Consider the following 26,189-nt stretch of genomic DNA (forward strand, 5'->3'; position numbering starts at 1 on the left):
CGCCCATGTTTCATATCAAATCACTTGAACTGGTGCACTGGGATTACTGGCAGCGCATCAAGAATATCCCGCTCGACGCGAAGATCATCACCATCGCGGGGCAGAACGGTTCCGGCAAGACCACCTTGCTCGACGCTTTGCGCACCCTGTTCGGCCTCGACTGCTCGATGGGCCGCACGTATAAACACTATGCGCGCCACTCGGGCCAGCAGACGGCCTGGCTGCGCGCCGTGGTCGACAACAAGAACGTGGGCAAGCAGCTGTCGAACCGTCCGTTCCGCAGTTCCGGCTTCTTCAGCGACGATGAAGTGACCCTGTTTTGCCAGATCCAGAAAAATGGCGGCGACTGGAAGCGCCAGTATCTGATGCGTCCGGGCAATGTGCAGATCGAAGACATCACGGATGCCAACGACTGGCTCGGTGTGGAAAACTACCGCAAGCGCCTGGCCAATGCGGGCTTGTCGCCAGCCATGTCGAAAGTGCTGGCGCTGGAGCAGGGCGAGACGGACAAATTGTGCGAATATGCGCCGCGCCAGCTGCTCGATCTGGTGTTCCAGGTGTTCGGCGACAAGGAAGTGCTGGACGCCTACGACGAAGCCAAGCGCCACCAGCGCGACACGGAAGTGGAGCTGAAACGTTTTGAGACGGAACTGGAAGCGTCGAAGACCAACCTGGAAGGCTTGCGCCTGCGCGTGGCCAATTACCACCAGTGGGAAGGGCTGCATAAAGAGCGCCGTAACCTGCTGGAAGAAGTGCTGCCCAGCCTGCAATACCACGAGGCGCGCGAAAAGGCGGCCATCGCCAGCCGGCAATTGCGCGACGCGCGCAAGCCGATGGCGCAGGCGGACCAGCAACTGACCGATAAACGCAATGCGCTGGCCGCGCAAGCGAAGGCGCTGTCCGACGCGCAGATGAACGAGACCCTGCTGGAGCAGGAATCGATCGGCCTGCAGAGCCGCCTTTCCCTGATCAATGCAAAACTGAAACCGCTGGACAGCCTGCTGGAACAGAAGGACCGCTTGCACAAGCTGGCGGCGGACTCGGGCAGCGACATCGCCGAAGTGGCGGCCCAGCTGGAACAGAAGGAAGCGGAATTGCTGCGCCAGCGCCAGCAGCGCGACGCCCTGTCGGCGCGCATCGCGGGCGAGCAGGCGACGATTGCAGCATTGCAAGGCAAGACGGCCATGCCGGAGCCGGACAATGTGCGCGGCATACGCCGCGCGCTGCGTGACGCGGGGATCAGCCACGCCATGCTGTCGGACATCGTCGAAGTGACGGACAGCCGCTGGCAGGGCGCCGTCGAAGGCGTGCTGGGCGGTTACGCCTCCGTCGTTCTGCTCGACAAGGCCAAGGATGCCGCCGCCGCTTACCGTCTGGCCGAGAAGGAACGCTACCGCCACTTCATCGTGCCCGACTTGGTCACGGCTCCGGTAGCGAAAGACGAAAGCTTGCTGGCTGTGGTGAAATTTTCCGCGCCCGTGCCAAGCTGGCTGATCGAGCAGCTGTCGCGCATTGCACGCGTCGATTCCGTCGAAGCCGGTTTCAAGCTGGGCAACCATGAAGAGTGGATCACGCCCGAGGCTTACCACCGCGAACGCCGAGGCGGACGCTCGCTGTTCGTGGAAGCGTCGCGCTACCGCTTCGGCCAGGCTGGCCGCAGCGGCCGCCTGGAAGCGCTGCTGCGCTCGCTGCCGGGACTGGAAGGACAGGAAGACACGCTCACCCTGGCGATCTCGAAGCTGGCGGCCGAAGTGGGTGCCTTGAAGGCGCGCATCGCCGGCGTCGACGCGGCCAAGGAACTGAGCGCACGCCAGGAAGAATTCGCCGAAGCGCTGCGCAATTCGAAGCCGCTCAAGGAAGAGCGCCTGGAAGTGGGCGGCCGCCTGGGCGAGCTGCAGAACCTGACGAAGAACGCCACCGTGGCGCGCACGCGTGCCGATACGGTGTGGCAAAACGCGCGCCTGGCTTTGTCGGAAGCGGAAGCCGGTTCGCGCCTCGGCTACAAGAAGCAAATTGAACAGCGCGCCGAGCATGCGCGCGCCTTGCTGGCCCTGCGCCATGCGTGGCGCCACCTGCCGAAAAGCTGGCGCCGTCCCGCTCGTCGCGCAGCCCTCGTGGCCGAGCACCAAAATGCGCACCAGGTCGATCTGCGCGTGGCCAGCCTGCAAAACAGCCTGGCGCGCGACGACTGGGAACTGGACGCGACCGTCATCGACCAGCATCACCGCCTGTCGGACCAGCTGCATGGCCGCCAGTCGGAAACGGACGAGCGCCGCTACCAGAACAACCGCGCCATCGAAGCGACGGGCAATGCCCGCGGCGCCTATATGGAGCGCTTGCGCTACACCATCAAGACCTACAGCAAGAACATCAAGGAGCTGGGCGAGCTGGCTGGCATCGAAGTCCATGCCGACCCCGTGCGCCTGGAAAACGACGATGTGCAACTGTCGCAGGCTGGCTTGCACGTGCGCTTCAAGTTCGACGGCAAGGGCGTCATCGGCATGAACGATGGCGAAGCGTCGGGCGGCCAGCAGGTGATGAAGTCCCTGGTGCTGCTGATCGGCTTGCTGAAATCGGAAGACGGTTCCGGCGGCTTCGTCTTCATCGACGAACCGTTTGCCCATTTGGATATCCGCAACATTCAGCTGGTCGGCGAGTTCCTGAAGAATACGGAAGCGCAATACCTGATGACGACGCCGCTGACGCACAACACGGACGTCTATGATCCGTCCGAGCTTACTTTGATCACCAGCAAGAAGAAAAAGGATACCCAATGGGCGCAACCGATTTTCGTGCTGCAGCGCCGGGTCGAACCCGCGCCGGGCAAGGCGGCGTGATGCTTGTACGCACTTTGCTCGCATCTGCAGTACTGGCGCTGGCGTGCTCGGCGCCAGCCGTGGCCAACGACGGCATCGGTTCCGTCAGCGCGGGCGGCATCCTGTTCGGCAAGACGGATGCCGTGGCCATGAAAAAGGAAGTGCTTAGCGTGAGCACGGACTTGATCAAGGTCGAGTATGAATTCCTCAACGAGTCGGCCAAGGATGTGGAAGAGACGATCTTCTTTCCGCTGCCCGAATACTCGGCCGGCTACCATGGCTCGCCCACGTATTACGGCCAGCCGCAGCAGTTCACCGTCGACGTCGATGGCAAGCGCAAGGACTATCAAACGACCTTCGTCGCCAAGCTCGACGCCGAGGACGTGACGTCCCGCTTGCGCCAGCTGGGCCTGTCGGATGCGCAAATTGCCTATTTCCCCTCACACACCCCGTTCGACAAGAAGGTGGCGCCGCTGACGGCCGCGCAGAGCAAGATCATGATACGCGAAGGCTTGCTGGCCCAGCTGTATGACGAGGAATGGGTACCGGCCTGGACCGTCAAAGTCATCTATCTGTGGCAGCAGAAATTCCCCGCCGGCAAAGTCGTGCGCGTGCGCCATCAATATGCGCCATTTGTCGCGGCCGGTCCGGGCGCATCCTACCTGGGCGATGGCGATACATTTGAAAAGAAATACTGTGGCGACAAGGCCTTCTACAAGACGTGGAACCGCCTGGCGGCCAAGCAGGGCGAAAGCGGCTTCGTCAATGCCGTGTGGGTGTCGTACATTTTGACGACCGGTAACACGTGGAAGAATGGCATCGAAGACTTTACCTTGAACCTGATCAAGGGCAAGCCGGACGAGCTGGTCAGCCTCTGCTTCCCCGGCACGTTCACCAAGATCAACCCCACCACCTTGCAAGTCAAGCTGCGCAACTTCCATCCGAAGCAGGACCTCGACGTGTACTTCGGCAATGTCGAAGGCGCGGGCGACCACGACGGCGTGGCGCCACGGATCCGGCCATAGCAATGAGCACGCAGGAAGCGCTGGCCGCGCGCTTGCGCGCCATCGCCCGCGCCACGCCGTGGTGCATGCAAGCCCTGCACGCCGTGGCGCAGCTGGGCTTGCCCCACTGCTGTATCGGCGCCGGCGCCGTGCGCAACCTTGTGTGGGACGCCTTGCACGGCTACGCGCAACCGTCGGCATTGAGCGACATCGACGTGGCGTATTTCGATGCGCACGATGTGCATCCGGAAAGCGAAACGCAGTTGCGCCAGCGCCTGGAGACTGTGCTGCCCGGTGTGCCGTGGGAAGTGTGCAACCAGGCCCGGGTGCACCTGTGGTTTGAAGACGAGTTCGGCTACGCCGTGCCGCCGCTGCTGTCGCTCGACGACGCCATCGCTTCCTGGCCCGAGTTTGCCACGGCGGTCGGCATCCATCTGCAGTCTGACGGCGGGATCGGCGTCATCGCACCGCATGGCCTCGATGACCTGTTCGACATGGTGGTGCGGCGCAACCCGGCGCGCATCAGCGAAGACGGCTATGCGCAGCGCCTGGCCAGCAAGAACTATGCGGCGCGCTGGCCGCGTGTCACCATCATCGCTTGAAAAATGCTGGCGTAAAAGCAATTAAATACACTGTGGATACAGATTGCCTATAATTGCCAGTTATCCAATAGTGTTTTCCTGATCTCATGTCCCTGTCCATTTCCATGCCGCTGCGCCGCCTAGGCCGTTTGTTCTGCCTTTCCTCCGCCCTCGTGGCGCCCGCCGCCTGGGCCGACAGCTACAGCGATTTCCAGCAAGCGAGCGGCCAGCTGGAAGCGCTGATGGCCAAGGCCACGCCGCAAAGCGGCTTGCCGCGCCTGGGCGACCCTGGCGTGGCGCAGCTGTTTGCCCATATCGCCGATGGCCCGCGCCTGTTCCAGGCGCCCGTCGCGGCGCTGCAGGACGTCAACCAGAGCGTGTCCCTGTGCGAACGGAGCACCAATCTGGGCAAGTCCTATTACCAATTTGGCCTCACGCGGCCGCTGCTGTTGTCGGGCGCCGAATTGCAGCAGGCGCGCAGGGAACAGGTGACGCAGAACCTGGCCGACTACGGCGATGAAATGGCTGCCTTGTTCGCCTTTGGCATGCATTGCCATGCGCACTTGATTGGCTTGATGGAAAAGGAGTTCAGCAGCCAGCCCTTGCCCGAGGTGAGCAGTGCGGAGCGCATGCGTGCCCGCGCCTTCAGCAAGGGATCGAGCACCATGTTTGTGAACGTGGTGCAGTTCGTGCAAGTGCCGTTCTGGAACGTGGCGCAAAAGAAGCGGATGCTGGAAGCGGCGGCGCAGCACGCCGCGGCGAATGCCAATCTGATGGCGCCGCCCTTGCGCGAGCGTTTACTGACCAGCCTGGCCGATGCGGACAAGGATCTCGATCCGGCCCTGGCGTCGGCGCTGGCGGCGATACGCCAGGCGCTGTCGGTGACGACGTGTACCGGCCTGTGCCAGTACTACTGACTGATGTGACTTACTCCGATGCCTGCAGCGGCTTGTTGCGCTGGCGCCAGCGCACGAGGCCCCACGCATACACGGCGTAGTAGCCGATGACGAGGCCGTAGGCGGCCATGGTCAGCGGACTCTGGCCGAACGGTGGCGGCGGCACGGGCACGTCCAGGCGCGTGTTCAGGTAGATTTCCATGCCGCGGTACAGCAGGCGGGCGATGAACAGCATCGTGATGGCCAGGCCCAGGTAGCGGTGCTGGGTAAAGAAGAAATCCTTGCCGACCTGTTCGAAGCGCGTCAGTTTCAATCCCAGCACGCCGAGCCAGCCGCCGGCCAGCGCGCCCGCGCCCAGGCTGGACAGGGGCAACAGCTCGAATTTCGTCGTCGTCGCCAGGAACAGCAGCAGCGCGGGAAAGACGACCGCCACGCTCCAGTGGCGCCACAGCTGCGACTTCTGGCGCGCCACCAGTTTCTTCAGACGCGAATAAATGCGCCAGACCAGCAGCGGGACCAGGAACAGCAGGGCGAGAGTAGTGGTTTCCATGTAGACATTCGGGTGCGGGTAAAACAGCGATTGTAAGCCAGATGGGGATGGGCGGCGATGCTTGTCAAACAGCAAAAGTTGCTGGTTGACATTTACATGGCATGAACGCACTATGCCCTGTCACACAGCGCCGCCATGAGCGGTGCGGTGCGCTTGCTTGTTGTCGCCACCTTCATACACTGGAGTTCCATGTCTACTCGTTTGCCTTTGCTGCCCATCACTGTCGGCCTGATGGCCTCGTCTTCCCTGGCCATGGCGCAAGATGGCGCGTATCAAGCCCCGCCAGCGCCTCTGCAAGCCATCGTCGATGCGCCGCGCGCGCCGACCCTGAGCCTGAGCCCGAAACGCAACCTGGCGGCCGTGCTGCCCACGCCATCCTTGCCCAGCATCAGCGAAGTGGCGCAGCCGGAACTGAAACTGGCGGGCTTGCGCATCAATCCACGCACGTATTCGGCCAGCCGTTTCAGTTTTCACACGGGACTGGGTTTGCTCGACATCGATACGCAGAAGGAAATCAAGGTCAGCGGCTTGCCAGCTTCGCCCCGCATCGCCGACCTGGCCTGGTCGCCCGACCAGCGCTACCTGGCGTTTACGCACATCGCCTTTGCCGATCCCGCCAAGGGCGTGAAGGAATCGGGCGTGGAACTGTGGCTGCTTGACGTGCAGACGAAAGCGGCGCGCAAGCTGGGCAATCAAGCCCTGTCGACCGTATATGGCCGCGGCTTTTCCTGGCTGCCAGACAGCAAGACCTTGCTGGTGCAGCTGAAACCGGCCAAGCTGGGCGCGGCGCCCGTGGCCAGCGGCATCCCGACGGGCCCGTCCATCCAGGACAGCGTGCCGGGCGGCGGCGTCAAGCAATTGCGCACCTATCCCGACCTGCTGAAAAACGAACAGGATGCACAGCTGTTCGAGCACTACATCACCGTGCAGCTGGCCTTGCTGGACGTGGCGGGCAAGCAGCGCCTCGTGGGCCAGCCGGGCCAGTTCTCGCGCGTGGCGGCCTCGCCCGATGGCAAGCACCTGCTGACGACCAGCATCGTGCGTCCGTATTCCTACATCGTGCCGGCCTCCGACTTTGCGCACAAGATCGACGTGCGCGACCTGAATGGCAAGGTGGTGCATGCGGTGGCGGCCCTGCCGCTGGAAGAAGGTCTGCCGCCAGGCAATGATGCCGTGTCCGCCGGTGTGCGTTCCGTCAGCTGGCGCGTTGACGCGCCAGCCACCCTGGTGTGGGCCGAGGCGCAGGATGGCGGCGACCCGGCCAAGGTGGTCGAGATCCGCGACATCGTCTACACGCAGGCGGCGCCGTTCACCGCCAAGCCGGCCGTGCTGGCCAAGCTCGGCTCGCGCTATGCGGGCATCGCCTAGGGCCGCGGCGACCTGGCCCTGCTCAGCGAAGCGTGGTACAAGACGCGCGCCGTCAAGCAGTGGAAGATTTCGCCAGACCAACCTGCCGCGCCGGCCGACCTCGTGTATGCGGGATCGTTCGAAGACCGCTACAACGATCCGGGCCAGCCGGTGATGCGCGCCGACGCGGCCGGCTTGCCGCGCCTGCTGATCGCCTTTGACAACTCCATCCTGCTCGACGGCCAGGGTGCGTCGAAGGAAGGCGACCGTCCCTTCATCGACCGCCTGAACCTGGCGACGAAACAGAAGCAGCGCCTGTTCCAGAGCGCCGCGCCGTATTATGAAAACGTGGTGGCCGTGCTGGATGAGGACGGCAGCCGTTTGCTGTCGACGCGCGAATCGCCGACCGAGCAGCCGAATTACTATGTGCGCAACCTGAAGCAGCAGGGTGCGGCGCAATTGACGGCTCTCACGCATTTCCCCCATCCGCTGCCGCAATTGAAGGACGTGCAGAAAGAGCTGATCCGCTACAAGCGCGCCGACGGCGTGGACTTGACGGCGACCTTGATGCTGCCGCCGAACTACGACGCCAAGCGCGACGGTCCGCTGCCGACCCTGATGTGGGCATACCCGCAGGAATTCAAGACGGCCAGCGCCGCCAGCCAGACCAAGGGTTCGCCGTACAAATTCAATGCCGTCAGCTACTGGGGGCCGGCCGCCTTCCTGTCCATGGGCTACGCCGTGCTCGACAATCCATCGTTCCCCATCGTCGGCAATGGCGAGCAGGAACCGAACGACACGTATCTGCCGCAGCTGGTGGCCGACGCCGAGGCTGCCGTCGAGGAGGTGGTGCGCCGCGGCGTGTCCGACCGCAACCGCATCGCCATCGGCGGCCACTCATATGGCGCTTTCATGACGGGCAATTTGCTGGCGCACACGCGCCTGTTCCGCGCCGGCATCGCCCGCAGCGGCGCCTACAACCGCACTCTGACGCCGTTCGGCTTCCAGGCGGAAGAGCGCTCGTTCTGGCAGGCGCCGGCCGTCTACCAGGCCATGTCGCCGTTTAATTATGCGGACAAGATCAAGGATGCGCTGCTGATGATCCACGGCGAGCAGGACAACAACTCGGGCACTTTCCCCATCCAGAGCGAACGCATGTTCCAGGCCGTCAAGGGACTGGGCGGCACGGCGCGCCTGGTGATGTTGCCGAACGAGAGCCACGGCTACCGCGCGCGCGAATCGATCATGCAGATGCTGTATGAAAGCAACAACTGGCTGGAGAAATATGTGAAGAACGCGGCACCGCCAGCCGCCGACGCCAAGCCGGCAAGCAAATAAGGGCAGCGGCGCGCATCTCGTGGTATGGTCTTCCTTTGTCTGCAGGGAGGCCAGCCATGTCAGTCATCCATACCCACCGCGCGCCCGACCCGGCGCCCGTCGATGAACCCATGCCGGCGCCGGAGCCGCAAGAAGCGCCCGGGCGCCAGCCGGGGCCCGTGCACCCGGTGCCGCAGGACGATCCGGTGCCGCACCCGCATCCCAGTTAATCTCTTCAAGAAAGGCTGTTTTAGATGGCAATTGTCAAGGAAGTCTACACACGCAAAGTCAGCGGAGAATCGTTCGACTATGAACTCGATTACACCCAGGGCGCGGACGTGGCCTGGATTGCGCGCGTGTACCACGACGGCGTGCTGAAAGGCTCGCCGCACGGCGCGCTGACGGCCAACGTGCTGTCCGGCCCCGCGCTGGAACAATACCTGCGCGCCTACGTCGAAGGCATGATCGAGCGGGGGCTCGACGTGGCCGAGTAAGCTGTTTGCAGTATTGATGAAAAAGGGCGCCGCGGCGCCCTTTGTGTTTCTGCTGGTGTCGGATTACGCGGCTGCGCCGCTAATCCGACCTACGCGCATGCACATGGAACGTAGGTCGGATTAGCGGGGCAACGCCCCGCGTAATCCGACAACATGGTTGGCCGCCAATTTAATCAAACGCCCACGTGTACAACACGTCGAGCGCATTGTTCGTGCCCGTCTGGAATTGCAAGGTGATGCGGCGGTTCAGCTTATAACGGAGTTTGACCAGGCTCGTCGCCGTGCTCGTGCCTTGCTCGAACGTCAGGTAGGCGCGCGAGGACAGGCGCTTGCCGACGGTGACGACCGTGCTTTCCAGCCCTTGCGCCTGCGACAGGCCCACTTCATCGAGGCCCAGCGAATTGGCCAGCTTGCCTTGCAGGCCGCCGCCGGAGCCGCCGAAGAGGGCGCCGGCCGCCGTCGTCAGGAGGGCCATTTCATCGCCGGCCGCCGTTTCCGCGCCGTGGCCGAGGATCAGCCAGGCCAGCTTGTCGCTGTCCGATACGCTTGGCGTGGACACCAGCTTGGCCGTCGGCGCCTGGGCCGTGCCGCGCACTTCCACGCCCGCTTCCACGTTCGTTTCCGACAAGGCTTCGCCTTCGGGACGCTTGCGCACGGCCAGGATATTGAGCGACGGGTTATCGTAGGCGCCCGTGAAGGCGATCAAGCCCCGTTCGATCGACAGCTTCTGCCCGTAGGCCGCGTACTGGCCGCTGGTGACCTTGATGCTGCCCGTCACGCGCGGCGCGGCGCGGTTGATGACTCTGGCGCGCACATTGCCCGCCAGATCCGCATCGATGCCCATGCCGCGCAGGTGGAAGGCGTTGCCCAGGTCGAACTCGAGGTCGATATTCAGGGGCAGCGACGGCGCTTCCTTGCTGCCCTTGACTTCCTTGCCCAGCACCACCACGTCGCTGCTTTGCGTCGGCGTGTCTTGCGGCGCCAGTTCGATCAGCGCGCGGTTGGCCCTGAACTTGCCCTCGAAGCTGAAGCGTTTGTCGTTGCGCACCAGGGTGCTGTTGCCTGACAAGACCAGGGTACGGTCGGGCCGCGACAGCGCCTGCAGGCGGTCGGCCAGCAGTTTCAGTTCCAGGCTTGCTTCACCATTCGCAAAGCGTACCCAGCCATCTGCCTGCACCTTGCCATCGCCGCCGTCAAAGCTCAGGCGCTGCAATTGCAGTTGATCGCCGGCCAGCTTCGCCTGCAGCACGCCATTGCGCAATTTCAAGCCCTGGTCGGCCCAGTTGACGAGCAGCTTGCTGCCGTTGATGTCGCCATTCAATTGCGGCGCGCCGATGGTACCGCTGCCGGACAGGGCCACCTTCAAGGCGCCGCCCAGTTCCAGGCCCGGCTGGCCCGTCAGCGGCGCCAGCCACGCCAGCGAATCGATATTGGTGGTGCCCGTCAGCGAGAGGGCGCTGTCGTTGCTGATGCGTCCGCCCAGCATTTGCACGGTGGCATTGATGTCGCTCTGTCCCGCGCGCGCGCCATCGAGTTTCACGGCCAGGCGCAGCTGCTGGTTGGCCACGTCCACTCTCGCATCGAGGGTGCGCAAGCCCAGCGCCAGCGGCTGCTCCACGCCCACCGTCACGTCGCCTTTTTCGCGGTAGATGTGCAGCATGCCGGCCAAAGATGGATCCTTCTGTTTCGCCGTCGGCACTTGCATGTCGAGCGACCATTGCGCGCCCAGGGTCAGGTCGCTGCGCGCATTGGCTTGCAGCGCGGGAATCACTTGCGCCAGATAGGTCAGCGCTACGCCGGCCGCCTGGCCGGAACTGGTCCAGCGGGGGCCGTTCTTGACGAGGCTTTGCATGGTGATGCTGCCTGCCGGCAATTTGATGACGGTGTTGCCCACGCTGATCTGCTCGGGCTGGCCCAGGCCCGCCACGCCGCTGTTGGCAGGGCCCGCCACTTTCACGGGCACGGGCGCTTGCAGCACGAGTGCATAGCGGCCCTTGTTTTGCAGGCTGTCGATGGTGCCCGTCCAGCTGGCGCCGCTCTGGCTGCCGCGCACTTGCACGGTGGCGTCGAAATCGTCATTGCGCGCCGCCAGGCTCACCGTATGGCTGCCGCGCGTACCCGTCGTGCCCAGGCGGGCGCTGGCCAGCTTGAAGGTGGGCGTGCTGTAGCCCGTGATTTCCAGGCTGCTGACCATGGGGTCGAGCGCGCCCTGGCCGGCGCCCACGCTGGCGCTGCCTTTGACGGCTTTCAATTGCTGGTCGCCAAAGAAGGTCAAGTCCTTGCCGTCGAGCGTCAGCTGGGCTGCGGGCGCATCCATCTTGCCCGAGACGGAACCGGCCGCATGCAGCACGCCGGCAAAGCGCGGTCCCAGGGTCGACAGTTGCGGCGCATCGAGTTTCCACGTCAGCTTGTCCGTAGCGCCGCCCAGCGCGCCCTTGGCCAGCAGGCTGTTCGGCCCCAGGCGCAATTCCGTATCGACGCTGTCGATGCGTTTTGCGTTGGCCGACAGCTTGGCGTAGCCGGCCAGCGGCGCGTTTTGCAAGGTCGATTCGCGCAAGGCAAGGTTCAGGGCCACTTGCCAGTCGCTCGTCAGGCGGCCGCTGCCGTTGAAGTCCGCATTGACGTTACCATTGGGCAGCGATGCGCCAAACGCGGCCGGGTTGATCTTTTGCAGGGAACCCGTCATTTTCAATTCCGCTTGCTGCTTCGGCCCCGTCAAGCCCACTTCGCCGCTGGCGTGGATGGCGCTGTCGGGCGCAGGGCGCTTGCCGCTGGTCAGGCCCAGGCCCTTCGCATCGGCAACAAAGCTCGTGCGCGGCTGCTGCATGGTGCCCTGCACCACGCCGCTGGCCAGTACCGTGCCCAGCAAGTCGCCCTGCAAGGCGGAAAGTTGCCGCGCATCGACGTTCCAGTTGAGTTTTTCGCCGGCGCCGCCAAAGTTGCCCTTAGCCGTCACGTTGTTCTTTCCCAGCGCCAATTGCACGTCGATGCCGCTGAAGTGGGCCGCATCGGCCGTCAGCTTGCCCTTGCCCGACAGGGGCTGGTCGAGCAGCTTGCTGGGGCGCACGGTGAAGTCCGCATTCGCCAGCCACTTGGGCGCCACGTGACCATTCGCGCGCACGTCGAGGTTCAGGTCGGCCACGGGGAAGGCGCCGAAGTCGGCGGGATTGAGACGGCTGGTACTGGCCACGGCCTTGAATGGCTGCTCGTCCTTCAGGCTGATCTGGCCCGTCGCATTGACGCTGCTTTTGCCCGCTTGCAAGGTCGCCTTGCGCAGTTGCACCAAGGAGTCGGCCAAGGTCGCTTCCACGTCCAGGCGCAGTTTGGCTTCACCGAGCTTGGCGCGCAGCGTTTGCGTCTTGCCGTCGCTGTCGAGCACGATGTCGCCGACGATCTTGGTGCTGTTGATGCTGCTGTAAATGTGCTGCAAGTCGATCTTGTCCGTGTGCAAGGTCAGCTGCGCATTGCCGATGGGCGCGTCGGCCGCGTCGCGGTTAAGCTTGCCGCCGCCCGTGAATTTGCCTGCGTTGCCGAAGTCGATGATGGCCGACTCGAGCGTCGTGGCCGTCAGGGTGCCGCCCAGGCGTGCCTCGAACTGGCGCAGCGGCAGCTTTTGCTGGTCGATGGGGCCCGGCGTGGCGTGGTTGAGGATGGCCAGCTTGCCCGACACGGTTTGCGCGTTGGGGCGCGTGTCGATGGCGGCGTCGAGTTCCAGGCTCAGGTCCGCCTGCGGCAAGGTGGCGTCGAACTTGCCCGGATTGATGTTGCGGCCTTTGATGCTGGCCGAGCGCAGGATGATGACGGGATCGAACGGCGCCAGCGCCAGCCGGGCGTCGGCCGTGGCCGCGCCCGCGCTGCCCTTGGCCGTGACGTTCAGCACGTTCAAGTCGCCGCCCAGCTGCAAGGCGAGGGCAGCCGGTTTTTCGCCGGCGGCGGGGTTGAGCTGCGTCAAGCCGGCCTTGCCCGACAGTTTGAACGGCTGCGTGGCGGCTATCGTCGCGCTGGCCGTGGCCTGGCCGAACGGCGTCAGGGCTGAGGCGTCTTCCAGCTGCCATTGCGACTTGTCACCCGACAAGGTGAAATGGATTTTTTCAAACACCGTGTTGCCGCTCGGGCTGACCAGGGTCACCTTGTCCAGGCGCGCGTCGGCAATGCCGATCCTGAACGGCGCGGCCAGGCTGGTGGGCATGGTCGACGGTTCCTCGGACGGCGCCGTGCTTTCCACGGACAGGCTGGCCACGTGCAGTTCGCTGATGGCAATACCTTCCGAGAAGAACTGGAATGGCGACCAGTTGATGTCGATATTGTCGGCCGTGATGTGCTGGGTCTTGCTGCGGTAGCTGACGTGGCCCAGGTGCATGCGGTTGTACAGCGAACCGGACACGCCCGACACTTCGATCTCGCCGCCGCTGGCGCTGGCCACTTTTTGCACCAGCATCTGCAAGGTCGATTCGCGGCCCAGGAACCAGAAGGCGCCGCCCAGCAGCAGGGCCAGGCTGGCGACGGCGATCAGTACGTAGCGCATCGCCCGGCGCGGTTTTTTTGCCGGCGGAGGAGGGACGGCGCCGGGGGATTCGGTAGAAATATCGGACATCAGAAAGTGAATCCCAGAGAGAAGTGCAAACGGTAGGCGTGGACGGCGTGGCCATATGCCACGTCGACATTGATGGGACCGACGGGGCTCTTGTAGCGCCCGCCCAGGCCGTAGCCCGATTTCGGCGTCATGGCCGCTTTCATGGTGTCGGCCGCGTTGCCGGCGTCATAGAAGGCGGCAATGGCCCACTTCGGCTTGAACCAGTACTGGTATTCGGCGCTGCCGGTGAGCATGTAGCGCCCGCCGACGGTAGCGTCGCCCTCTTTGACACCCAGTTCCTGGTAGGCATAGCCGCGCACCGACTGGTCGCCGCCCGCGCGGAACAGGTAGACGGCCGGCACGCCGCGTTTTTCCTTCGAGCCCAGCGCGCCCATTTCGCCGCGCACGATCAGCTCGCCCTTTTCACCGAGCGGACGGTAATACACAGCCTTGCCGGCCACGCGCACGAAGCGCTCGTCCGTCAGCAGGGGCAGCAGGGCGCCGCCCACCTGGGCGTTGATGACATAGCCCTTGGTGGGGAACAGCAGGCTGTCGAGGCTGCGCTTGGTGATGGCATAGGTCAGCGGCAAGCTCTTGCTGCGCGTCTGTTCCAGGCCCACGACGGTTTTGTTTTCGCTGAGGAACTCGAACGTCAGGCTGCGCTCGAGGTTGGTGCCGCCCCAGTTGCGCTTGGCCGAGATGGTCGTCACGGCCGTGATTTCGTTGGAAATGTCGCTGCGCTCGAACGAGGCGCCCGCGCTGTCGTTGTAGCCGCGCTCGGTCGTTGGAAAGTAAAAATTGGCGTGCGCCGCCTGTTTCTTCGTTTCCATCGTGAGAGCGCTCTTGAAGCGCGTGCCCCACACGTTCAGGTTGTCATAGTTGAGCTGGGCGCGGTTACCCGTGTTGGTACTGAAACCGAGACCGGCGCTGACGTTCTGCTGCTTGTTTTCCGTCACGCGCACGACCAGCGGCAACTGCGGCGCGGGGCCGCGGTTGGCGGGCTTGGCGTCGGGCGAGGCGCCGGCGGCATCGGCTTGCTGGCTTTCCTGGCCCGCCTCGATCTGCTCGCTGAGGATGCTGCTCATGTCGGCGCTCACTTCCACGCTGGCAAAGTAACCGGTGTCCTGCAGGCGCGCCTGGAATGATTGCAGCGCCGATTCGCTGTAGTACTCGCCCGGACGTATCTTGTCGAGGTTGCGGATGATGCTGGCATCGTAGCGCTTCAAGCCTTCGATGCGCAGTTCGCCAAAGCGCAGCTCGGGGCCGCTGTCGAGCACCACCAGCAAGGAAACCTTATGCGTTTCCGGGTCGACCACGGCTTGCGTATCGACCAGCTGGGCGCGCGGGTAGCGCGTCTGCACCACTTCGCGCAGCAGCGCGCGCTTGGCCGCTTCCCAGTCGGACTGGCGAAACACGCTACCCGTCTTCAGGGCCCAGCTGCGCTTCAGGGCTTCCGTATCGTAAGGCTCGCTGGCGGCCAGCGGCGGCGTGGGGTCGAAGCCGCGCAATTCCAGCTCGACCTTGTCGATGGTCGCAGGCTGGCCCGGGTCGACGTCGACGATGACGACGGGCTTGGCGCCCGTCGTATCGACGCGCACCGTGACGACGGGCGTATAGTAGCCGGCCGTGGCGATGAGGTTTTTGGCTTCCTCGGGCGTAGCGCGCACGAGGCGGCGCAATTGCTCGCGGTCCATGCGCGGGTTGCCGCGGAAGCGTTCCAGGTCCAGGTTTTTTTCGAGCAACTCATCGAGGTCGCCGGGCGCGTTGACCTTGACCTCGTACTGCAGCGGGGCAGGCGCCGCTTCCGTGGCGCTGGCGCTCTCTGGAGCAGCATCTTGCGTGGCCTCTTGTGCGGCAGCATGGGCGGCAGGAAACAGCAAGATGGCACCGCCGGCGGCCGCCAGTGTCAGTTGACCCATTACTTTTGCCACTACTTGTGCCAAAATTCGTGGTCGTATCGCCTTGCCGGCAGCCGTATGCCGTATGGGTCGTGCAGAAAACATGGTGCTCCAGATAAGTAAATGCTGACTGCATGTTACCGGAATAGGTAAACTGATGGCGGACGAATAAGTATTTTTTGCGCAGGGAATCATGTTTTCCCGCGCACCCGGACAGAATAAAACTGAAAAGAAAGAAATTATGCTAGCAACGGACTCCGCACTGGTGCTCTTTAGCGGTGGACAAGATTCCACCACCTGCCTGGCCTGGGCCCTCAAGCACTATAGCCGCGTCGAAACCATCGGCTTTGATTATGGCCAGCGCCATGCGATCGAGCTGACCGTGCGCCCAGGCGTACTGGAACAGATGCGCCAGCAGTCGCCCGAGTGGGACAGCCGCCTGGGTCAGGATCACATGATCGACCTGTCGCTCATTTCCGCCATTTCCGATACGGCCATGACGCAGAACGTCGAGATCGTCATGCAGGAAAACGGTTTGCCGAACACTTTTGTTCCTGGCCGTAACTTGCTGTTCATGACGGTGGCCGCCACCGTGGCCTACCGCCGCGGCTTGACGGTGTTAGTGGGCGGCATGTGCGAGACGGACTTTTCCGGCTACCCGGATTGCCGCGACGACACGATGAAGGCACTGCAAGTGGCCTTGAACCTGGGCATGGACACGCGCTTGAAGCTGGAAACGCCGCTGATGTGGCTGGACAAGGCGCAAAGCTGGGACCTGGCGGAAGACCTGGGCGGCCAGCCGCTGGTCGACCTGATCCGCAGCGGCACGCATACCTGCTACCTGGGTGAGCGGGGTGAATTGCACGACTGGGGCTATGGCTGCGGCACTTGCCCCGCCTGTGCCCTGCGCGCGAATGGCTACCAGCAATATGCTGCGAGAAAAGCCCTGAAGTAACAGGTTGCGCCGTTTCTTCAAGCGGCGCGGCGGGGAGACCAGCCATGCTGTGGTTTTTGCCACAGGAGTGTCTTGCCATGAAATCCCTCTTTGCCGCGCTGTACGGCCCCGTGTTCTGGGCCGGCTTCATCGGCGCCGCCGCTTGCCTGATCGCGGTGTGCCACTATTCCCTGTGGGTCTTGCCACCCTTGCTGCTGCTGGCCCTGCTCACTTCCTTTCTTGCCGAGCGCTATGCGCCGTATGACGGCGCGTGGAACGACGGTCACGGCGACAGCTGGCGCGATACGCTGCACGCGCTCGTCAATGAAGCGCTCTACTTGCTGGGCCTGGCGGCCTTTCCCCTGCTGGCCGGGCATCTGGCGCTGGGGCCGTTCTGGCCGGGCCAACTGCCGTTCTGGGCGCAGCTGCTGCTGGCGATCCTGATTGCCGACTGCGGCATCACGCTCGTGCATTACCTGAGCCACCGTTATTATTTTCTGTGGAAACTGCATGCCGTGCACCACAGCGTGCAGCGCATGTACGGTTTTAATGGCTGGATGAAACATCCGCTGCATCTGCTGCTCGAAGCGGCGGGCGGCATGCTGCCCTTGCTGCTGCTGGGCATACCGGAGAAGGTCATGGCCGTGCTGGCGTTTGCCGTGGCGATCCAGCTGTTGCTGCAGCACGCGAATGTCGACATGCGCATGGGGCCGCTGCGCCACGTGTTCGCGTGGGCACCCTTGCACCGTTTTCACCACATGAAGTACGGCACGGCCGGCGACGTGAATTTCGGCCTGTTCTTTACGTGCTGGGACCGCCTGCTGGGCACGGCGTTCGACGCGCCCGGCTACCGCATGCGGGGCGAGGACCTGGGCATCGGCAGCCGTCCCGATTATCCCGTTGCTTATGGACCGCAGCTGCTGGAACCGTTCCGCGCGGAAGAGGGCGTGCGCGCGCCGGAGCTGCCGGCCGGCTTGCGGCAGGCGCTCAATCGTGCCGTCAATCGAGCAGCTTGACGTCGAGCTGGCGCAAGCTGCGGTCGGCGCGCACGCCGAACAGGCTGCGCATGGTGCGCGAAAAATGTGCGGCATCGGCAAAGCCGGCGCCGTGGGCCGCCTGCGTCAGGGTACTGCCGAGCAAGATGAAGCGGATGGCCAGGCGCAAGCGGCGCCACAGCACCAGGCGCCGCACAGGCAAGCCCAGCTGGGCGCTGAACAGGCGCTCCAGCTGGCTCAGCGACAAATGCGCGGCCTCGGCCACTTCCGCCGCGCTGACCTTGCCAGACAAGAGCGCATCGACCTTGTCCAGCGCCCGCAGCAGGCGGGGATCGGGCAAGCGCTCGCGCGGCTGCGCCTGCAGCGCGGCGGCCAGGCTGTCGAGACTGGGTACGCCGGCGCTGGCGGCCGCCGCCAGCAGGGCCGCGCCGCCCAGGCGCTGCGGTTCCGCATAGATGGTCAGCATGGGGTCCGGCGCGGCGATGATGGCGTGCGGGCGCAGGCTGTCGACCAGCAAGTGCCGCGCTGTGTGGATGATGCCGTCGAGCTCGGCCGTGAAGGGCGCTCCCGTGCTCAGCATCAGCTGGTGCGCATAATGGGCGTGGCTGTCCGTGGCGCCCGCTGCGCCATGCAAGATGGCAAAGTCCGGCGCCAGCCAGAGTGTTCCCTGCCAGCTATCTTGCTGCAAACGCGGCTCCTCGGTAATGGATTGCGGGGCGATCATACCAGTGTCGGGCGATGGTTTTCATGGCATCGAATTTTCCTGGAGTACACATCATTGCGTTCACGAAATATGTGCTCTTTTTAATACAATATTCAGCATTGCAAGGGCGCCCGCTGTAACGTACTATCATTCTCATCGACTACCGATGGTAGTTGTACAGCCCGCTGCCAGCCATGTTGCTGGCCGTGAAATGGTTTGATGTCGTCCTGCCTGTCAGCCTGTCATGTCTACACGCGCGTCTTCGTCGTGGTTTGCCAAGCCAGTGTCGCACTGGGTGGGACCGCGTGCGTTGGCCGCGCTGGTGCTGGCGCTGTGCCTGGGGTTGACGTACGGCGCCTGGCGCAATGCCGACGACGCCAGCGAACAGCAGGTGCAGGCCGATTTCGATTTCCGCGTGCGCGAACTGGTGGGCAACATCGCCGGCCGCATGCAGACTTATATCCAGGTGCTGCACGGGGTGCAGGGACTGTATGCCAGTTCGCAGGAAGTCACGCGCCGCGAATTCCATGCCTATCTGTCGGTGCAGCAGGTGGACCGTCACTTTCCCGGCATCCACGGCATCGGCTACCTGCCGCTGTTGCCCGGCGCCGCCCTGGCGCGGCACGAGGCCAGCGTGCGCGCGGAAGGCTATCCCGGCTATGCCGTGCGTCCGCACGGCCAGCGCGCCTGGCATGCGCCCATCACCTATCTGGAACCTTTAAGCGACAGCAACCTGCTGGCCTTCGGCTATGACCTCTGGTCCGAACCCGTGCGCCGCGCCGCGCTCGAGCAGGCGCGCGATACGGGGCGGGCCGCCATGACGGGCAAGATTCACCTGGTGCAAGACAGCGGCAGCGCGCAGGCGCATGGCTTCCTCGTCGTGCTGCCCGTGTATGACAACGGCATGCTGCATGCGAGCGTGGAACAGCGGCGCGCCGCCTTGCGCGCCTGGGTGTTTGCGCCGTTCCGCATGGGCGACCTGATGGCGGGCGTGGGCGGCGAGGCGGCGCGCCAGCTGGACCTGGAAATCTATGATGGCGCGCAACTGGCCGAGGCGACCCTGATGTACGACAGCTTGCCGGGCGGCTTTTCCTCTGCCGCGTCGGACAGCCTCGTGTCGCGGCAAGTCATCACCATCGCCGGCCGCCCCTGGACCTTGCGCGTGCGCGCCATGCCGGGCTTCGATGGCGAGCTGCTGGCGCGGCCCCGTCTGGTGGCCTGGACCGGCTTGCTGGCCAGCATCGTGCTGGCGCTGGCGGCCTGGCTGCTGGCGGCGGGCCGTGCCCGCGCCCAGGCGGCGCTGGCGCGCTCGAGCGAGCTGACCGGCCAGCTGGAGCAGGGGCAGGCGAGCGTGCTGGCGATGGCCGAGGCGGCGCAGCGCAGCCAGGCCATGCTGCGCAGCATCCTCGATTCGACCATCGACGGCATTCTGGTCGACAACGTCAACGGCCGCATCTTCACGTCGAACCGGCGTTTCCGCGACCTGTGGCAAGTGCCCGACGCGCTCGACTGGCAAGCCGATGGCACGGCGCTCGTGCGCCATGTGGAAAGCCAGCTCGAGCAGGCGGCGCCTTTCCTCGGGGCACGCGCCCATGCGCCGCACGGCCACCGCGAGCGGCGCGACGTGCTGCACCTGCGCGATGGACGGGTGGTCGAGCAATACGTGCGCAGCATGCAACTGGGCAATGAGCAGGCGCGTTTGTGGACTTTCCGCGATATCAGCGAGCGCAGCCAGATGGAACGGCGCGAGCACACGCGGCGGCAAGTGCTGGAAATGCTGGCCACGGGCGCGCCGCTGGAACGGGTGCTGGAAAGCGTGGTGCTGAGCGTGCAGGCCGACCATCCCGCCATGCTGTGCAGCATCTTGCTGCTCGACGAAAGCCGCCACCGCCTGGTGCTGGGCGCGGCGCCGAGCTTGCCCGCGTTTTTCAACCTGTCCAGCCATGGCCACGACCTCGACACCCTGCAGGGCGTGCATGGGATCGCCGCGCAAGCCGTGCGCGACGGCCAGCGCGTGATCGTCGGCGACCTGCATGCCGCTGCGCAGGAAACGATGGAACTGGCGTGCCGGGCCCAGCTGCAGTCGTGCTGGGCCGAGCCCGTGCGTGGCGGCTCGGGCAAGCTGCTCGGCGTGCTGATGGCGTATCACCGCCAGCCGACCCTGCCGGGCGCGGCCCATCTGGCGCGGCTGAGCGAGGCGGCGCACCTGGCCGGCATGGCCATTGAACAGGCGCAGGTGGCGCTGGCCCTGCGCGCCGGCGAAGCGCGTTTCCGCAGCCTGTACGACCATGCGCCCGTGGCCTTGTGGGAACAGGACTGGTCGGCCGTGCGCGCCGCGCTCGATGCTATCGAGCAAGCGGGCGTGCGCGACCTGGGCGCCCACTTCCAGGCCAATCCGGACGCGCTGCGGCGGCTGGCGGGGCTGGTGCGCATCATCGATGCGAACGGCGCCGCGCTGGCGCAGGTGCGCGCCAACGAGGACGACCAGCGCCGCGGCGCGCTGAGCCTGGCGCAGAATTTCGACGACAGCGCCTTGCCCCGTTTCGGCGATGCGCTGCTGGCGCTGGCTGGCGGCGCCCACCTGTACGAGTGCGAGAGCAGCTTCGTGCGTCTCGATGGCGCGGCGCGGCAAAATGAATTGAGCTTGCTGGTGATGCCTGGCCATGCGGACAGCCTCGATTTCGTCATGGTGTCTTCGCTCGACATCACCGAGCGCAAGCGCATGAACGCGGAACTGCTGCAGCTGGCCACCACGGATTTCCTGACCGGCTTGCCGAACCGGCGCCACTTCATGGCGTCGCTGGAAAACGAGCATGCCCGCTTGCAGCGCGAACTGGCCAGCTGCGCCAGCGTGCTGATGCTCGACATCGATCACTTCAAGCGCGTCAACGACGAGTATGGCCATGCCGTGGGCGATGCCGTACTGCGCCACCTGGGCGCGCTGATGTGTCAGGCGTTGCGCAAGGTCGACGTGCCGGGCCGCGTGGGCGGCGAGGAATTTGCCATCTTGTTGCCGGGCACGGATCTGAGCGCCGCCGCCGTGTTTGCCGAACGGCTGCGCCGGCGCGTGGCGGAAAGCTCGCTGACCATCGATGGCGGCACGGTGATCACCATCACGGTGAGCATCGGCATGGCCGCCATGGCCGGTACCGATGCCGATTGCGATGCCGTGCTGGCGCGCGCCGACGAGGCGCTGTACCGGGCCAAGCGGGGCGGGCGCAACCGCATCGAACAGAATGATGGCGGCGGCGACGGCGTGCTCAGCAAATTTATGGCGCAGTGATTACAGGCTGTGCTGACGCGCTTGCGTCTGCTTGCGGTTGCGGCTGACGATCAGCCAGACGATGGCCACGGGAATTAGCAGCGGCAGCAGCACGGGCGTGCTCAGCGCGAGCGCCAGCACGACGCACAGGGCCACGGCGGCGATCAGCACCACGCCCACGCCGGCCAGCACCACGCCCGCCACGATGGCGGCGCACACCACCGCAATGGCGGCGATCAGCAAGCCGCCGCCGGCAAACACGAGGCCGAACAGCCACTCAAGCGGACCGTCGATATCGTCGCCGTTGAACTGCATGTGCATGTCGCTGCCGCCGACCTTGTCGAGGAACAGGCAGGCGAGCATGACGGTGAGGACGAAGGTGAGCAGTTTTTTCATGGTAGGCCTCGCAGTGTGGGTGATCGGGTATTGCATGGTCACACTGTAGGGGCGCGCCCGGCTTGCCGCCAGCGGCGTGCGACAGGCCGTCATTTTCACGGTATGGAAGGCGCTGGAGGCCAGAAAACGCTGATCTGGAACAAGATTTCTTTTCTTGTAATGTGCGCAAGCCGTCCTATACTGAATACCTCACTCTCGCAAGGAGGGCAACATGCTTTTGTTTGCAGATACCGGGGATCAATCGCTATCCCCCCCTGACCATCGAATCACGCGCCAGCGTAGCGCCACGCAGTCCTGCGCCGAGCCCGTCGGTGCGCCATCGGCGATACCGCCGATCATCATCAATCCGTTTAATTACCATGCGCCGCTGCCGGCCATCGACCCGCGCTGGGTGCCGCCGGGCCCGCCGCTGACCTGGCCCAACCGGCCTGCCATGTCCATGTGCTGACAGTCGCGTGGGAAGATGCCGGACGGAAGTGTTGAACGTTCACCCGTGCCGCCGGGAACGCGGCACGGGCGGGCGTTTTCGACTATCATGCTAGCCCCGACCTTCCATCACGAGCACCGCCATGAGTACCGATTTTCCCGACTTTTCCGACGAAGCAGCCGAGCAGGACAATGACGCCCCGATCCAGGAGCCGCGCCTGTGGGTAGGCAATGGCTGGACGGCGAGGGTGATCAAGAACGAGGAAGATGAAGGCTGGGCCGTGGCCATGATCAAGGATGGCGAACCGGAGCCGGCGCTGGTGGGTCCGTGGACCATGGGCCGCGACAAGAAAAACCCGAAGCCGCTCGACGTCAACGCGTTCAATACCCTGGTCAAGACGGCGTCGGAAGTGCTGCGCCGCCACGAGCAGCAGCTGCATGCGCAATTGCACAAGAACCTGTTCGTCGCCACCGACGAGGGGCAAGTCAAGGTGATGTTCGACATCGTCCCCGACGAAGACCACCCGTACGCGGAACTGAGCGCCTACGACGCCGACGGCGAACAGATCGCCAAGGTGCGCACCTCGGCCGCGTTCAAGTTCAATGCGACGTCCGCCGCGAACTGGATCGAGGGCGGCTACCGCCGTCCGTAATCCAACGCCACCACCGGCGTCAACAATGTGTCGGATTACGCGCTTGCGCGCTAATCCGACCTACCTCTTGCGGCATACGCCAGCCGGTACAGCAGGGGCAGGCGTAGGTCGGATTAGGCCTGAAAGGCCGTAATCCGACATATTGTTTGCGCCAGTGGTGGTGTCGGATTACGTTCCTTCGGACCTAATCCGACCTACCTTTTGCGGCATACGCGAGCCTGTACAACAGCGGCAGCACCAGCAAGGTCAAGGCCGTCGACGATAAAATGCCGCCGATCACCACGGTGGCCAGCGGACGCTGCACTTCGGCGCCCGTGCCCGTGGCGATCGCCATCGGCACGAAACCGAGCGACGCCACCAGCGCTGTCATCAAGACGGGCCGCAAGCGGGTGATCGCCCCTTCCCGTATGGCATCGTGCAAGGGCATGCCCTGTTCGCGCAGCTGGCGGATGTAGGCGATCATCACGAGGCCGTTCAGCACGGCCACGCCGGACAGGGCGATGAAGCCGACAGCGGCCGAGATCGACATGGGGATGTCGCGCAGCCACAGGGCGACGATGCCGCCTGTCAAGGCGAACGGGATGCCGCTGAACACCAGCAAACCATCTTTCACGTTGCCGAACATGGCGAACAGCAAGACGAACACGAGGGCCAGCGCCACCGGCACCACCAGTTCCAGGCGTTTCGTGGCCGACTGCAGCTGCTCGAACTGGCCGCCCCAGCTGGTCCAGTAGCCGGCGGGAATGGCCACTTGCGCTTGCAGCTGCTGCGTGGCGTCGGCGACAAACGAGCCGATATCGCGTCCGCGCACATTCGCGCTGATGACGATGCGGCGCTTGCCGTCTTCGCGGCTGATCTGGTTCGGTCCCGGCGCCACTTGCAGGCTGGCCACTTCACCGAGCGGAATGAAGCGGGCACGGCCTTCCGCCGCCGCGCCCAGGGGCAGGGCGATGGGCAAGCGTTTCAGCTGCTCGAGGTCGCTGCGCAGGCTGTCGGGCAGGCGCACGACGATGTCGAAGCGGCGGTCGCCCTGGAACAGGGTACCCGCCTCTTGCCCGCCGATGGCCGTGGCAATCGCCGCTTGCACGTCCGCTATGTTGAGGCCGTAGCGGGCCGTTTGCTCGCGGTCGATCTGCACCGTCAGCATGGGCAGGCCCGTCGTCTGCTCGACCTTCACTTCCGTCGCACCGGGAATCTTGCCCAGTACGCCGGCGATCTTCGCGGCCGTCCCGTCGAGGACAAGCATGTCGTCGCCGAACAGTTTCACGGCCACGTCGCTGCGCACGCCGGAAATCAGCTCATTGAAGCGCAGCTGGATCGGCTGTGAAAACTCGTAGTTATTGCCCGGTAAACTGGTGGCCGTCGCTTCGATTTCCGCCAGCAATTGCTCGCGTGATTTTCCCGGTTCCGGCCATTCGTCGCGGGGCTTGAGCATGATGTAGCCATCGGAAATATTCGGCGGCATGGGGTCGGACGCGATCTCGGCCGTCCCCGTGCGGGCGAACACGCGCGCGATTTCCTTGTGGTTTGCCATCAGCTTGCTTTCCAGCTGCTGCTGCATGGCCAGCGATTGCGTCAAGCTGGTGCCGGGGATGCGCAGGGCCTGGATGGCGATGTCGCCCTCATTCAGGCTGGGCACGAATTCGCTGCCCATGCGCGTGGCCAGCAAGCCTGACAGCACGACGGCCACGGCCGCGCCCGTCAGCACGACGGGCGTGTTGCGCATCACCTTGTCCAGCAGCGGCGCATACCAGCGCTTGGCGGCGCGCATGATGGCGTTTTCCTTTTCCGCCACCTTGTCGCCGATGAACAGCGCCACGGCGGCCGGAATGAAGGTGATCGACAGCAGCATGGCGCCCAGCAGGGCGATGACGACCGTCAGCGCCATCGGCGTAAACATGCGGCCTTCCACGCCCGTGAGCGCGAAGATGGGCAGGTACACGACCATGATGATCAGCTGGCCGTACAGCAGGGGACGGCGCGCCTCTTGCGATGCGGCAAACACTTCGTGAAAACGCTCCTGCAAGGTCAACGGCCGTCCCAGTTTCTGCTGCGCGTGGGCCAGGCGGCGCACGCAGTTTTCCACGATCACGACGGCGCCATCGATGATGATGCCGAAATCGAGCGCCCCCAAACTCATCAGGTTGGCGCTTACATGGTATTGCACCATGCCCGTAAACGTGAACAGCATGGCCAGCGGAATCACCATGGCCGTGATGACGGCCGCGCGGATATTGCCGAGGAACAGGAACAAAATGGCGATCACCAATACCGCGCCTTCGAGCAGGTTTTTCTTTACCGTATTGATGGCCTTGTCGACGAGGACCGTGCGGTCATACACGGTGACGGCGTGCACGCCTTTGGGCAGGCTGCGGTTGATCTCCACCATCTTCTTGTCGACGGCTTGCGAGACGGCGCGGCTGTTCTGCCCGATCAGCATGAAGACGGTGCCGAGCACCACTTCGCGGCCGTTTTCCGTGGCCGCGCCCGTGCGCAGCTCGCGCCCCAGCACCACGTCGGCCACGTCGCGGATGCGGATCGCCACGCCCTGCACGTTGGCGACGACGATGTTGCCGATGTCGCTTTTCGACGCCACCTGGCCCGGCGCGCGTATCAGCAATTGCTCGCCCTGCTTTTCGATGTAGCCGGCGCCCACGTTGCTGTTGTTGCGCTCAAGCGCCGTCACCACGTCTTGCAGGCTGATGCCGTAGGCGGCCAGTTTTTCCGGATACGGCGCCACCTGGTATTGCTTGGCGTAGCCGCCGATGGCGTTGATTTCCGTCACGCCCGTGACGTTGCGCAACTGCGGCTTGATGATCCAGTCCTGGATTTCGCGCAAGTCCGTCGGCGTGTACGGCGTGCCGTCCGGCTTTTTCGCGCCAAGTTCCGTTTCCACCGTCCACAGGTAGATTTCACCGAGGCCCGTGGAGACGGGCCCCATCTTGGGCGTGATGCCGGACGGCAGGCTTTCCCTGGCTTCCTGCAAGCGCTCGTTGATCATCTGGCGGGCAAAATAAATGTCCGTGCCATCCTTGAAGATCACGGTCACTTGCGACAGGCCATAGCGTGACAGCGAGCGCGTCTGTTCCAGGTTCGGCAAGCCGGCCATGGCCGTCTCGATGGGGAAGGTGACGCGCTGCTCGGTTTCCAGCGGCGAATAGCCGGCGGACTGGGTATTGATTTGCACCTGCACATTGGTGATGTCGGGCACGGCATCGATGGGCAGCTTTTGATAGCTGTAGATGCCCAGGCCAGCCATGGCGGCCACGGCCAGCATCACCAGCCAGCGCTGGTCGATGGCGAAGCGGATCAAGCGTTCAAACATGATGGTTTCCTTTCGTTTG

19 protein-coding genes are annotated in these 26,189 nt (G+C 64.4%); 13 read left to right on the forward strand and 6 right to left on the reverse strand.

Annotated elements, in window-relative coordinates; translation table 11 throughout:
* The first annotated feature begins 5 nt into the window (after positions 1-5).
* The 4 genes from V3C40_RS22020 to V3C40_RS22035 all read left to right on the forward strand — a co-directional run bounded on the left by V3C40_RS22020 (position 6) and on the right by V3C40_RS22035 (position 5,318).
* A complete protein-coding gene (locus V3C40_RS22020; protein ID WP_331778520.1) occupies positions 6-2,837 on the forward strand; it encodes an ATP-binding protein in 2,832 nt (943 codons plus the stop codon).
* Positions 2,837-3,841: a DUF4424 family protein gene (locus V3C40_RS22025; protein WP_331778521.1), complete on the forward strand. Its 1,005-nt coding sequence runs from the start codon at positions 2,837-2,839 to the stop codon at positions 3,839-3,841. The genes V3C40_RS22020 and V3C40_RS22025 overlap by 1 nt, the downstream gene beginning before the upstream one ends.
* A 2-nt stretch (positions 3,842-3,843) precedes the next feature.
* Positions 3,844-4,422, forward strand: coding sequence for a nucleotidyltransferase family protein (locus V3C40_RS22030; protein WP_331778522.1), 579 nt, complete (start codon positions 3,844-3,846; stop codon positions 4,420-4,422).
* Positions 4,423-4,508: 86 nt separating this feature from the next.
* Positions 4,509-5,318 (forward strand): hypothetical protein, encoded by an 810-nt coding sequence (locus V3C40_RS22035; RefSeq protein ID WP_331778523.1) that lies wholly within the window; start codon positions 4,509-4,511, stop codon positions 5,316-5,318.
* A 10-nt stretch (positions 5,319-5,328) separates the two neighbouring features.
* Here V3C40_RS22035 and V3C40_RS22040 read toward each other — a convergent pair whose 3' ends face one another.
* Positions 5,329-5,847 (reverse strand): hypothetical protein, encoded by a 519-nt coding sequence (locus V3C40_RS22040; RefSeq protein WP_034753462.1) that lies wholly within the window; start codon positions 5,845-5,847, stop codon positions 5,329-5,331.
* A 189-nt stretch (positions 5,848-6,036) separates the two neighbouring features.
* On the opposite strand from V3C40_RS22040, the gene V3C40_RS22045 reads away from it, so the two are divergent.
* The 4 genes from V3C40_RS22045 (at position 6,037) to V3C40_RS22060 (ending at position 9,005) form a co-directional block, all read left to right on the forward strand.
* Positions 6,037-7,215 (forward strand): hypothetical protein, encoded by a 1,179-nt coding sequence (locus tag V3C40_RS22045; RefSeq protein ID WP_331778524.1) that lies wholly within the window; start codon positions 6,037-6,039, stop codon positions 7,213-7,215.
* Positions 7,216-7,317: 102 nt separating this feature from the next.
* The gene (locus tag V3C40_RS22050; RefSeq protein ID WP_331778525.1) at positions 7,318-8,532 is read left to right on the forward strand and encodes an alpha/beta hydrolase family protein; all 1,215 of its coding nucleotides are present in this window, start codon (positions 7,318-7,320) and stop codon (positions 8,530-8,532) included.
* 56 nt (positions 8,533-8,588) lie between these two features.
* Positions 8,589-8,741, forward strand: coding sequence for a hypothetical protein (locus tag V3C40_RS22055; protein WP_175444616.1), 153 nt, complete (start codon positions 8,589-8,591; stop codon positions 8,739-8,741).
* A 24-nt stretch (positions 8,742-8,765) separates the two neighbouring features.
* A complete protein-coding gene (locus tag V3C40_RS22060; protein WP_034753464.1) occupies positions 8,766-9,005 on the forward strand; it encodes a hypothetical protein in 240 nt (79 codons plus the stop codon).
* A 169-nt stretch (positions 9,006-9,174) separates the two neighbouring features.
* Here V3C40_RS22060 and V3C40_RS22065 read toward each other — a convergent pair whose 3' ends face one another.
* Complete coding sequence (locus V3C40_RS22065; protein ID WP_331778526.1) at positions 9,175-13,599, reverse strand: translocation/assembly module TamB domain-containing protein; 4,425 nt, start codon at positions 13,597-13,599, stop codon at positions 9,175-9,177.
* Positions 13,599-15,497: an autotransporter assembly complex protein TamA gene (locus V3C40_RS22070; RefSeq protein WP_331778527.1), complete on the reverse strand. Its 1,899-nt coding sequence runs from the start codon at positions 15,495-15,497 to the stop codon at positions 13,599-13,601. Before V3C40_RS22070 ends, V3C40_RS22065 begins: the two co-directional genes overlap by 1 nt.
* Positions 15,498-15,717: 220 nt before the next feature.
* Between V3C40_RS22070 and queC the strand changes: the two genes are divergently transcribed.
* On the forward strand, positions 15,718-16,431 hold the full coding sequence (gene queC / locus V3C40_RS22075; RefSeq protein ID WP_046682176.1) for a 7-cyano-7-deazaguanine synthase QueC: 714 nt from the start codon (positions 15,718-15,720) through the stop codon (positions 16,429-16,431).
* Between the two features lie 77 nt (positions 16,432-16,508).
* Entirely contained in the window at positions 16,509-17,426 is a 918-nt protein-coding gene (locus V3C40_RS22080; RefSeq protein WP_072457082.1) for a sterol desaturase family protein, read from the forward strand.
* Here V3C40_RS22080 and V3C40_RS22085 read toward each other — a convergent pair.
* Positions 17,410-18,129, reverse strand: coding sequence for an AraC family transcriptional regulator (locus tag V3C40_RS22085; RefSeq protein ID WP_331778528.1), 720 nt, complete (start codon positions 18,127-18,129; stop codon positions 17,410-17,412). The two genes, V3C40_RS22080 and V3C40_RS22085, sit on opposite strands and share 17 nt — an antisense overlap.
* A gap of 223 nt (positions 18,130-18,352) precedes the next feature.
* Here V3C40_RS22085 and V3C40_RS22090 point away from each other — a divergent pair, with 223 nt between their 5' ends.
* Complete coding sequence (locus V3C40_RS22090) at positions 18,353-21,391, forward strand: sensor domain-containing diguanylate cyclase (RefSeq protein ID WP_331778529.1); 3,039 nt, start codon at positions 18,353-18,355, stop codon at positions 21,389-21,391.
* Here V3C40_RS22090 and V3C40_RS22095 read toward each other — a convergent pair whose 3' ends face one another.
* Positions 21,392-21,766 carry a hypothetical protein gene (locus V3C40_RS22095; protein ID WP_331778530.1) on the reverse strand — a complete coding sequence of 125 codons (375 nt, stop codon included), beginning with the start codon at positions 21,764-21,766 and terminating at the stop codon, positions 21,392-21,394.
* Positions 21,767-21,977: 211 nt separating this feature from the next.
* Here V3C40_RS22095 and V3C40_RS22100 point away from each other — a divergent pair, with 211 nt between their 5' ends.
* Together V3C40_RS22100 and V3C40_RS22105 are read left to right on the forward strand one after the other, a co-directional pair.
* Positions 21,978-22,214, forward strand: coding sequence for a hypothetical protein (locus V3C40_RS22100; protein WP_072457088.1), 237 nt, complete (start codon positions 21,978-21,980; stop codon positions 22,212-22,214).
* 121 nt (positions 22,215-22,335) lie between these two features.
* Positions 22,336-22,845 (forward strand): hypothetical protein, encoded by a 510-nt coding sequence (locus V3C40_RS22105; RefSeq protein WP_034753470.1) that lies wholly within the window; start codon positions 22,336-22,338, stop codon positions 22,843-22,845.
* Between the two features lie 184 nt (positions 22,846-23,029).
* On the opposite strand, the gene V3C40_RS22110 is transcribed toward V3C40_RS22105, so the two are convergent.
* Positions 23,030-26,170: an efflux RND transporter permease subunit gene (locus V3C40_RS22110; protein ID WP_331778531.1), complete on the reverse strand. Its 3,141-nt coding sequence runs from the start codon at positions 26,168-26,170 to the stop codon at positions 23,030-23,032.
* Positions 26,171-26,189: the final 19 nt, after the last annotated feature.

This window comes from Janthinobacterium sp. LS2A (genome assembly GCF_036543145.1).
In the GTDB taxonomy this organism is placed as follows: Bacteria; Pseudomonadota; Gammaproteobacteria; order Burkholderiales; family Burkholderiaceae_D; genus Janthinobacterium; species Janthinobacterium aestuarii.

What these genes read in the sequence shown, in the direction of transcription:
- V3C40_RS22020 (WP_331778520.1), top strand. Translation starts at nt 6, where the DNA reads ATGTTTCATATCAAATCACTTGAACTGGTGCACTGGGATTACTGGCAG.
- V3C40_RS22065 (WP_331778526.1), bottom strand. Translation starts at nt 13,599, where the DNA reads ATGTCCGATATTTCTACCGAATCCCCCGGCGCCGTCCCTCCTCCGCCG.
- V3C40_RS22095 (WP_331778530.1), bottom strand. Translation starts at nt 21,766, where the DNA reads ATGAAAAAACTGCTCACCTTCGTCCTCACCGTCATGCTCGCCTGCCTG.
- V3C40_RS22055 (WP_175444616.1), top strand. Translation starts at nt 8,589, where the DNA reads ATGTCAGTCATCCATACCCACCGCGCGCCCGACCCGGCGCCCGTCGAT.
- V3C40_RS22090 (WP_331778529.1), top strand. Translation starts at nt 18,353, where the DNA reads ATGTCTACACGCGCGTCTTCGTCGTGGTTTGCCAAGCCAGTGTCGCAC.
- V3C40_RS22110 (WP_331778531.1), bottom strand. Translation starts at nt 26,170, where the DNA reads ATGTTTGAACGCTTGATCCGCTTCGCCATCGACCAGCGCTGGCTGGTG.
- V3C40_RS22045 (WP_331778524.1), top strand. Translation starts at nt 6,037, where the DNA reads ATGTCTACTCGTTTGCCTTTGCTGCCCATCACTGTCGGCCTGATGGCC.
- V3C40_RS22040 (WP_034753462.1), bottom strand. Translation starts at nt 5,847, where the DNA reads ATGGAAACCACTACTCTCGCCCTGCTGTTCCTGGTCCCGCTGCTGGTC.
- queC (WP_046682176.1), top strand. Translation starts at nt 15,718, where the DNA reads ATGCTAGCAACGGACTCCGCACTGGTGCTCTTTAGCGGTGGACAAGAT.
- V3C40_RS22035 (WP_331778523.1), top strand. Translation starts at nt 4,509, where the DNA reads ATGTCCCTGTCCATTTCCATGCCGCTGCGCCGCCTAGGCCGTTTGTTC.
- V3C40_RS22030 (WP_331778522.1), top strand. Translation starts at nt 3,844, where the DNA reads ATGAGCACGCAGGAAGCGCTGGCCGCGCGCTTGCGCGCCATCGCCCGC.
- V3C40_RS22085 (WP_331778528.1), bottom strand. Translation starts at nt 18,129, where the DNA reads ATGATCGCCCCGCAATCCATTACCGAGGAGCCGCGTTTGCAGCAAGAT.
- V3C40_RS22070 (WP_331778527.1), bottom strand. Translation starts at nt 15,497, where the DNA reads ATGGGTCAACTGACACTGGCGGCCGCCGGCGGTGCCATCTTGCTGTTT.
- V3C40_RS22080 (WP_072457082.1), top strand. Translation starts at nt 16,509, where the DNA reads ATGAAATCCCTCTTTGCCGCGCTGTACGGCCCCGTGTTCTGGGCCGGC.
- V3C40_RS22105 (WP_034753470.1), top strand. Translation starts at nt 22,336, where the DNA reads ATGAGTACCGATTTTCCCGACTTTTCCGACGAAGCAGCCGAGCAGGAC.
- V3C40_RS22025 (WP_331778521.1), top strand. Translation starts at nt 2,837, where the DNA reads ATGCTTGTACGCACTTTGCTCGCATCTGCAGTACTGGCGCTGGCGTGC.
- V3C40_RS22100 (WP_072457088.1), top strand. Translation starts at nt 21,978, where the DNA reads ATGCTTTTGTTTGCAGATACCGGGGATCAATCGCTATCCCCCCCTGAC.
- V3C40_RS22060 (WP_034753464.1), top strand. Translation starts at nt 8,766, where the DNA reads ATGGCAATTGTCAAGGAAGTCTACACACGCAAAGTCAGCGGAGAATCG.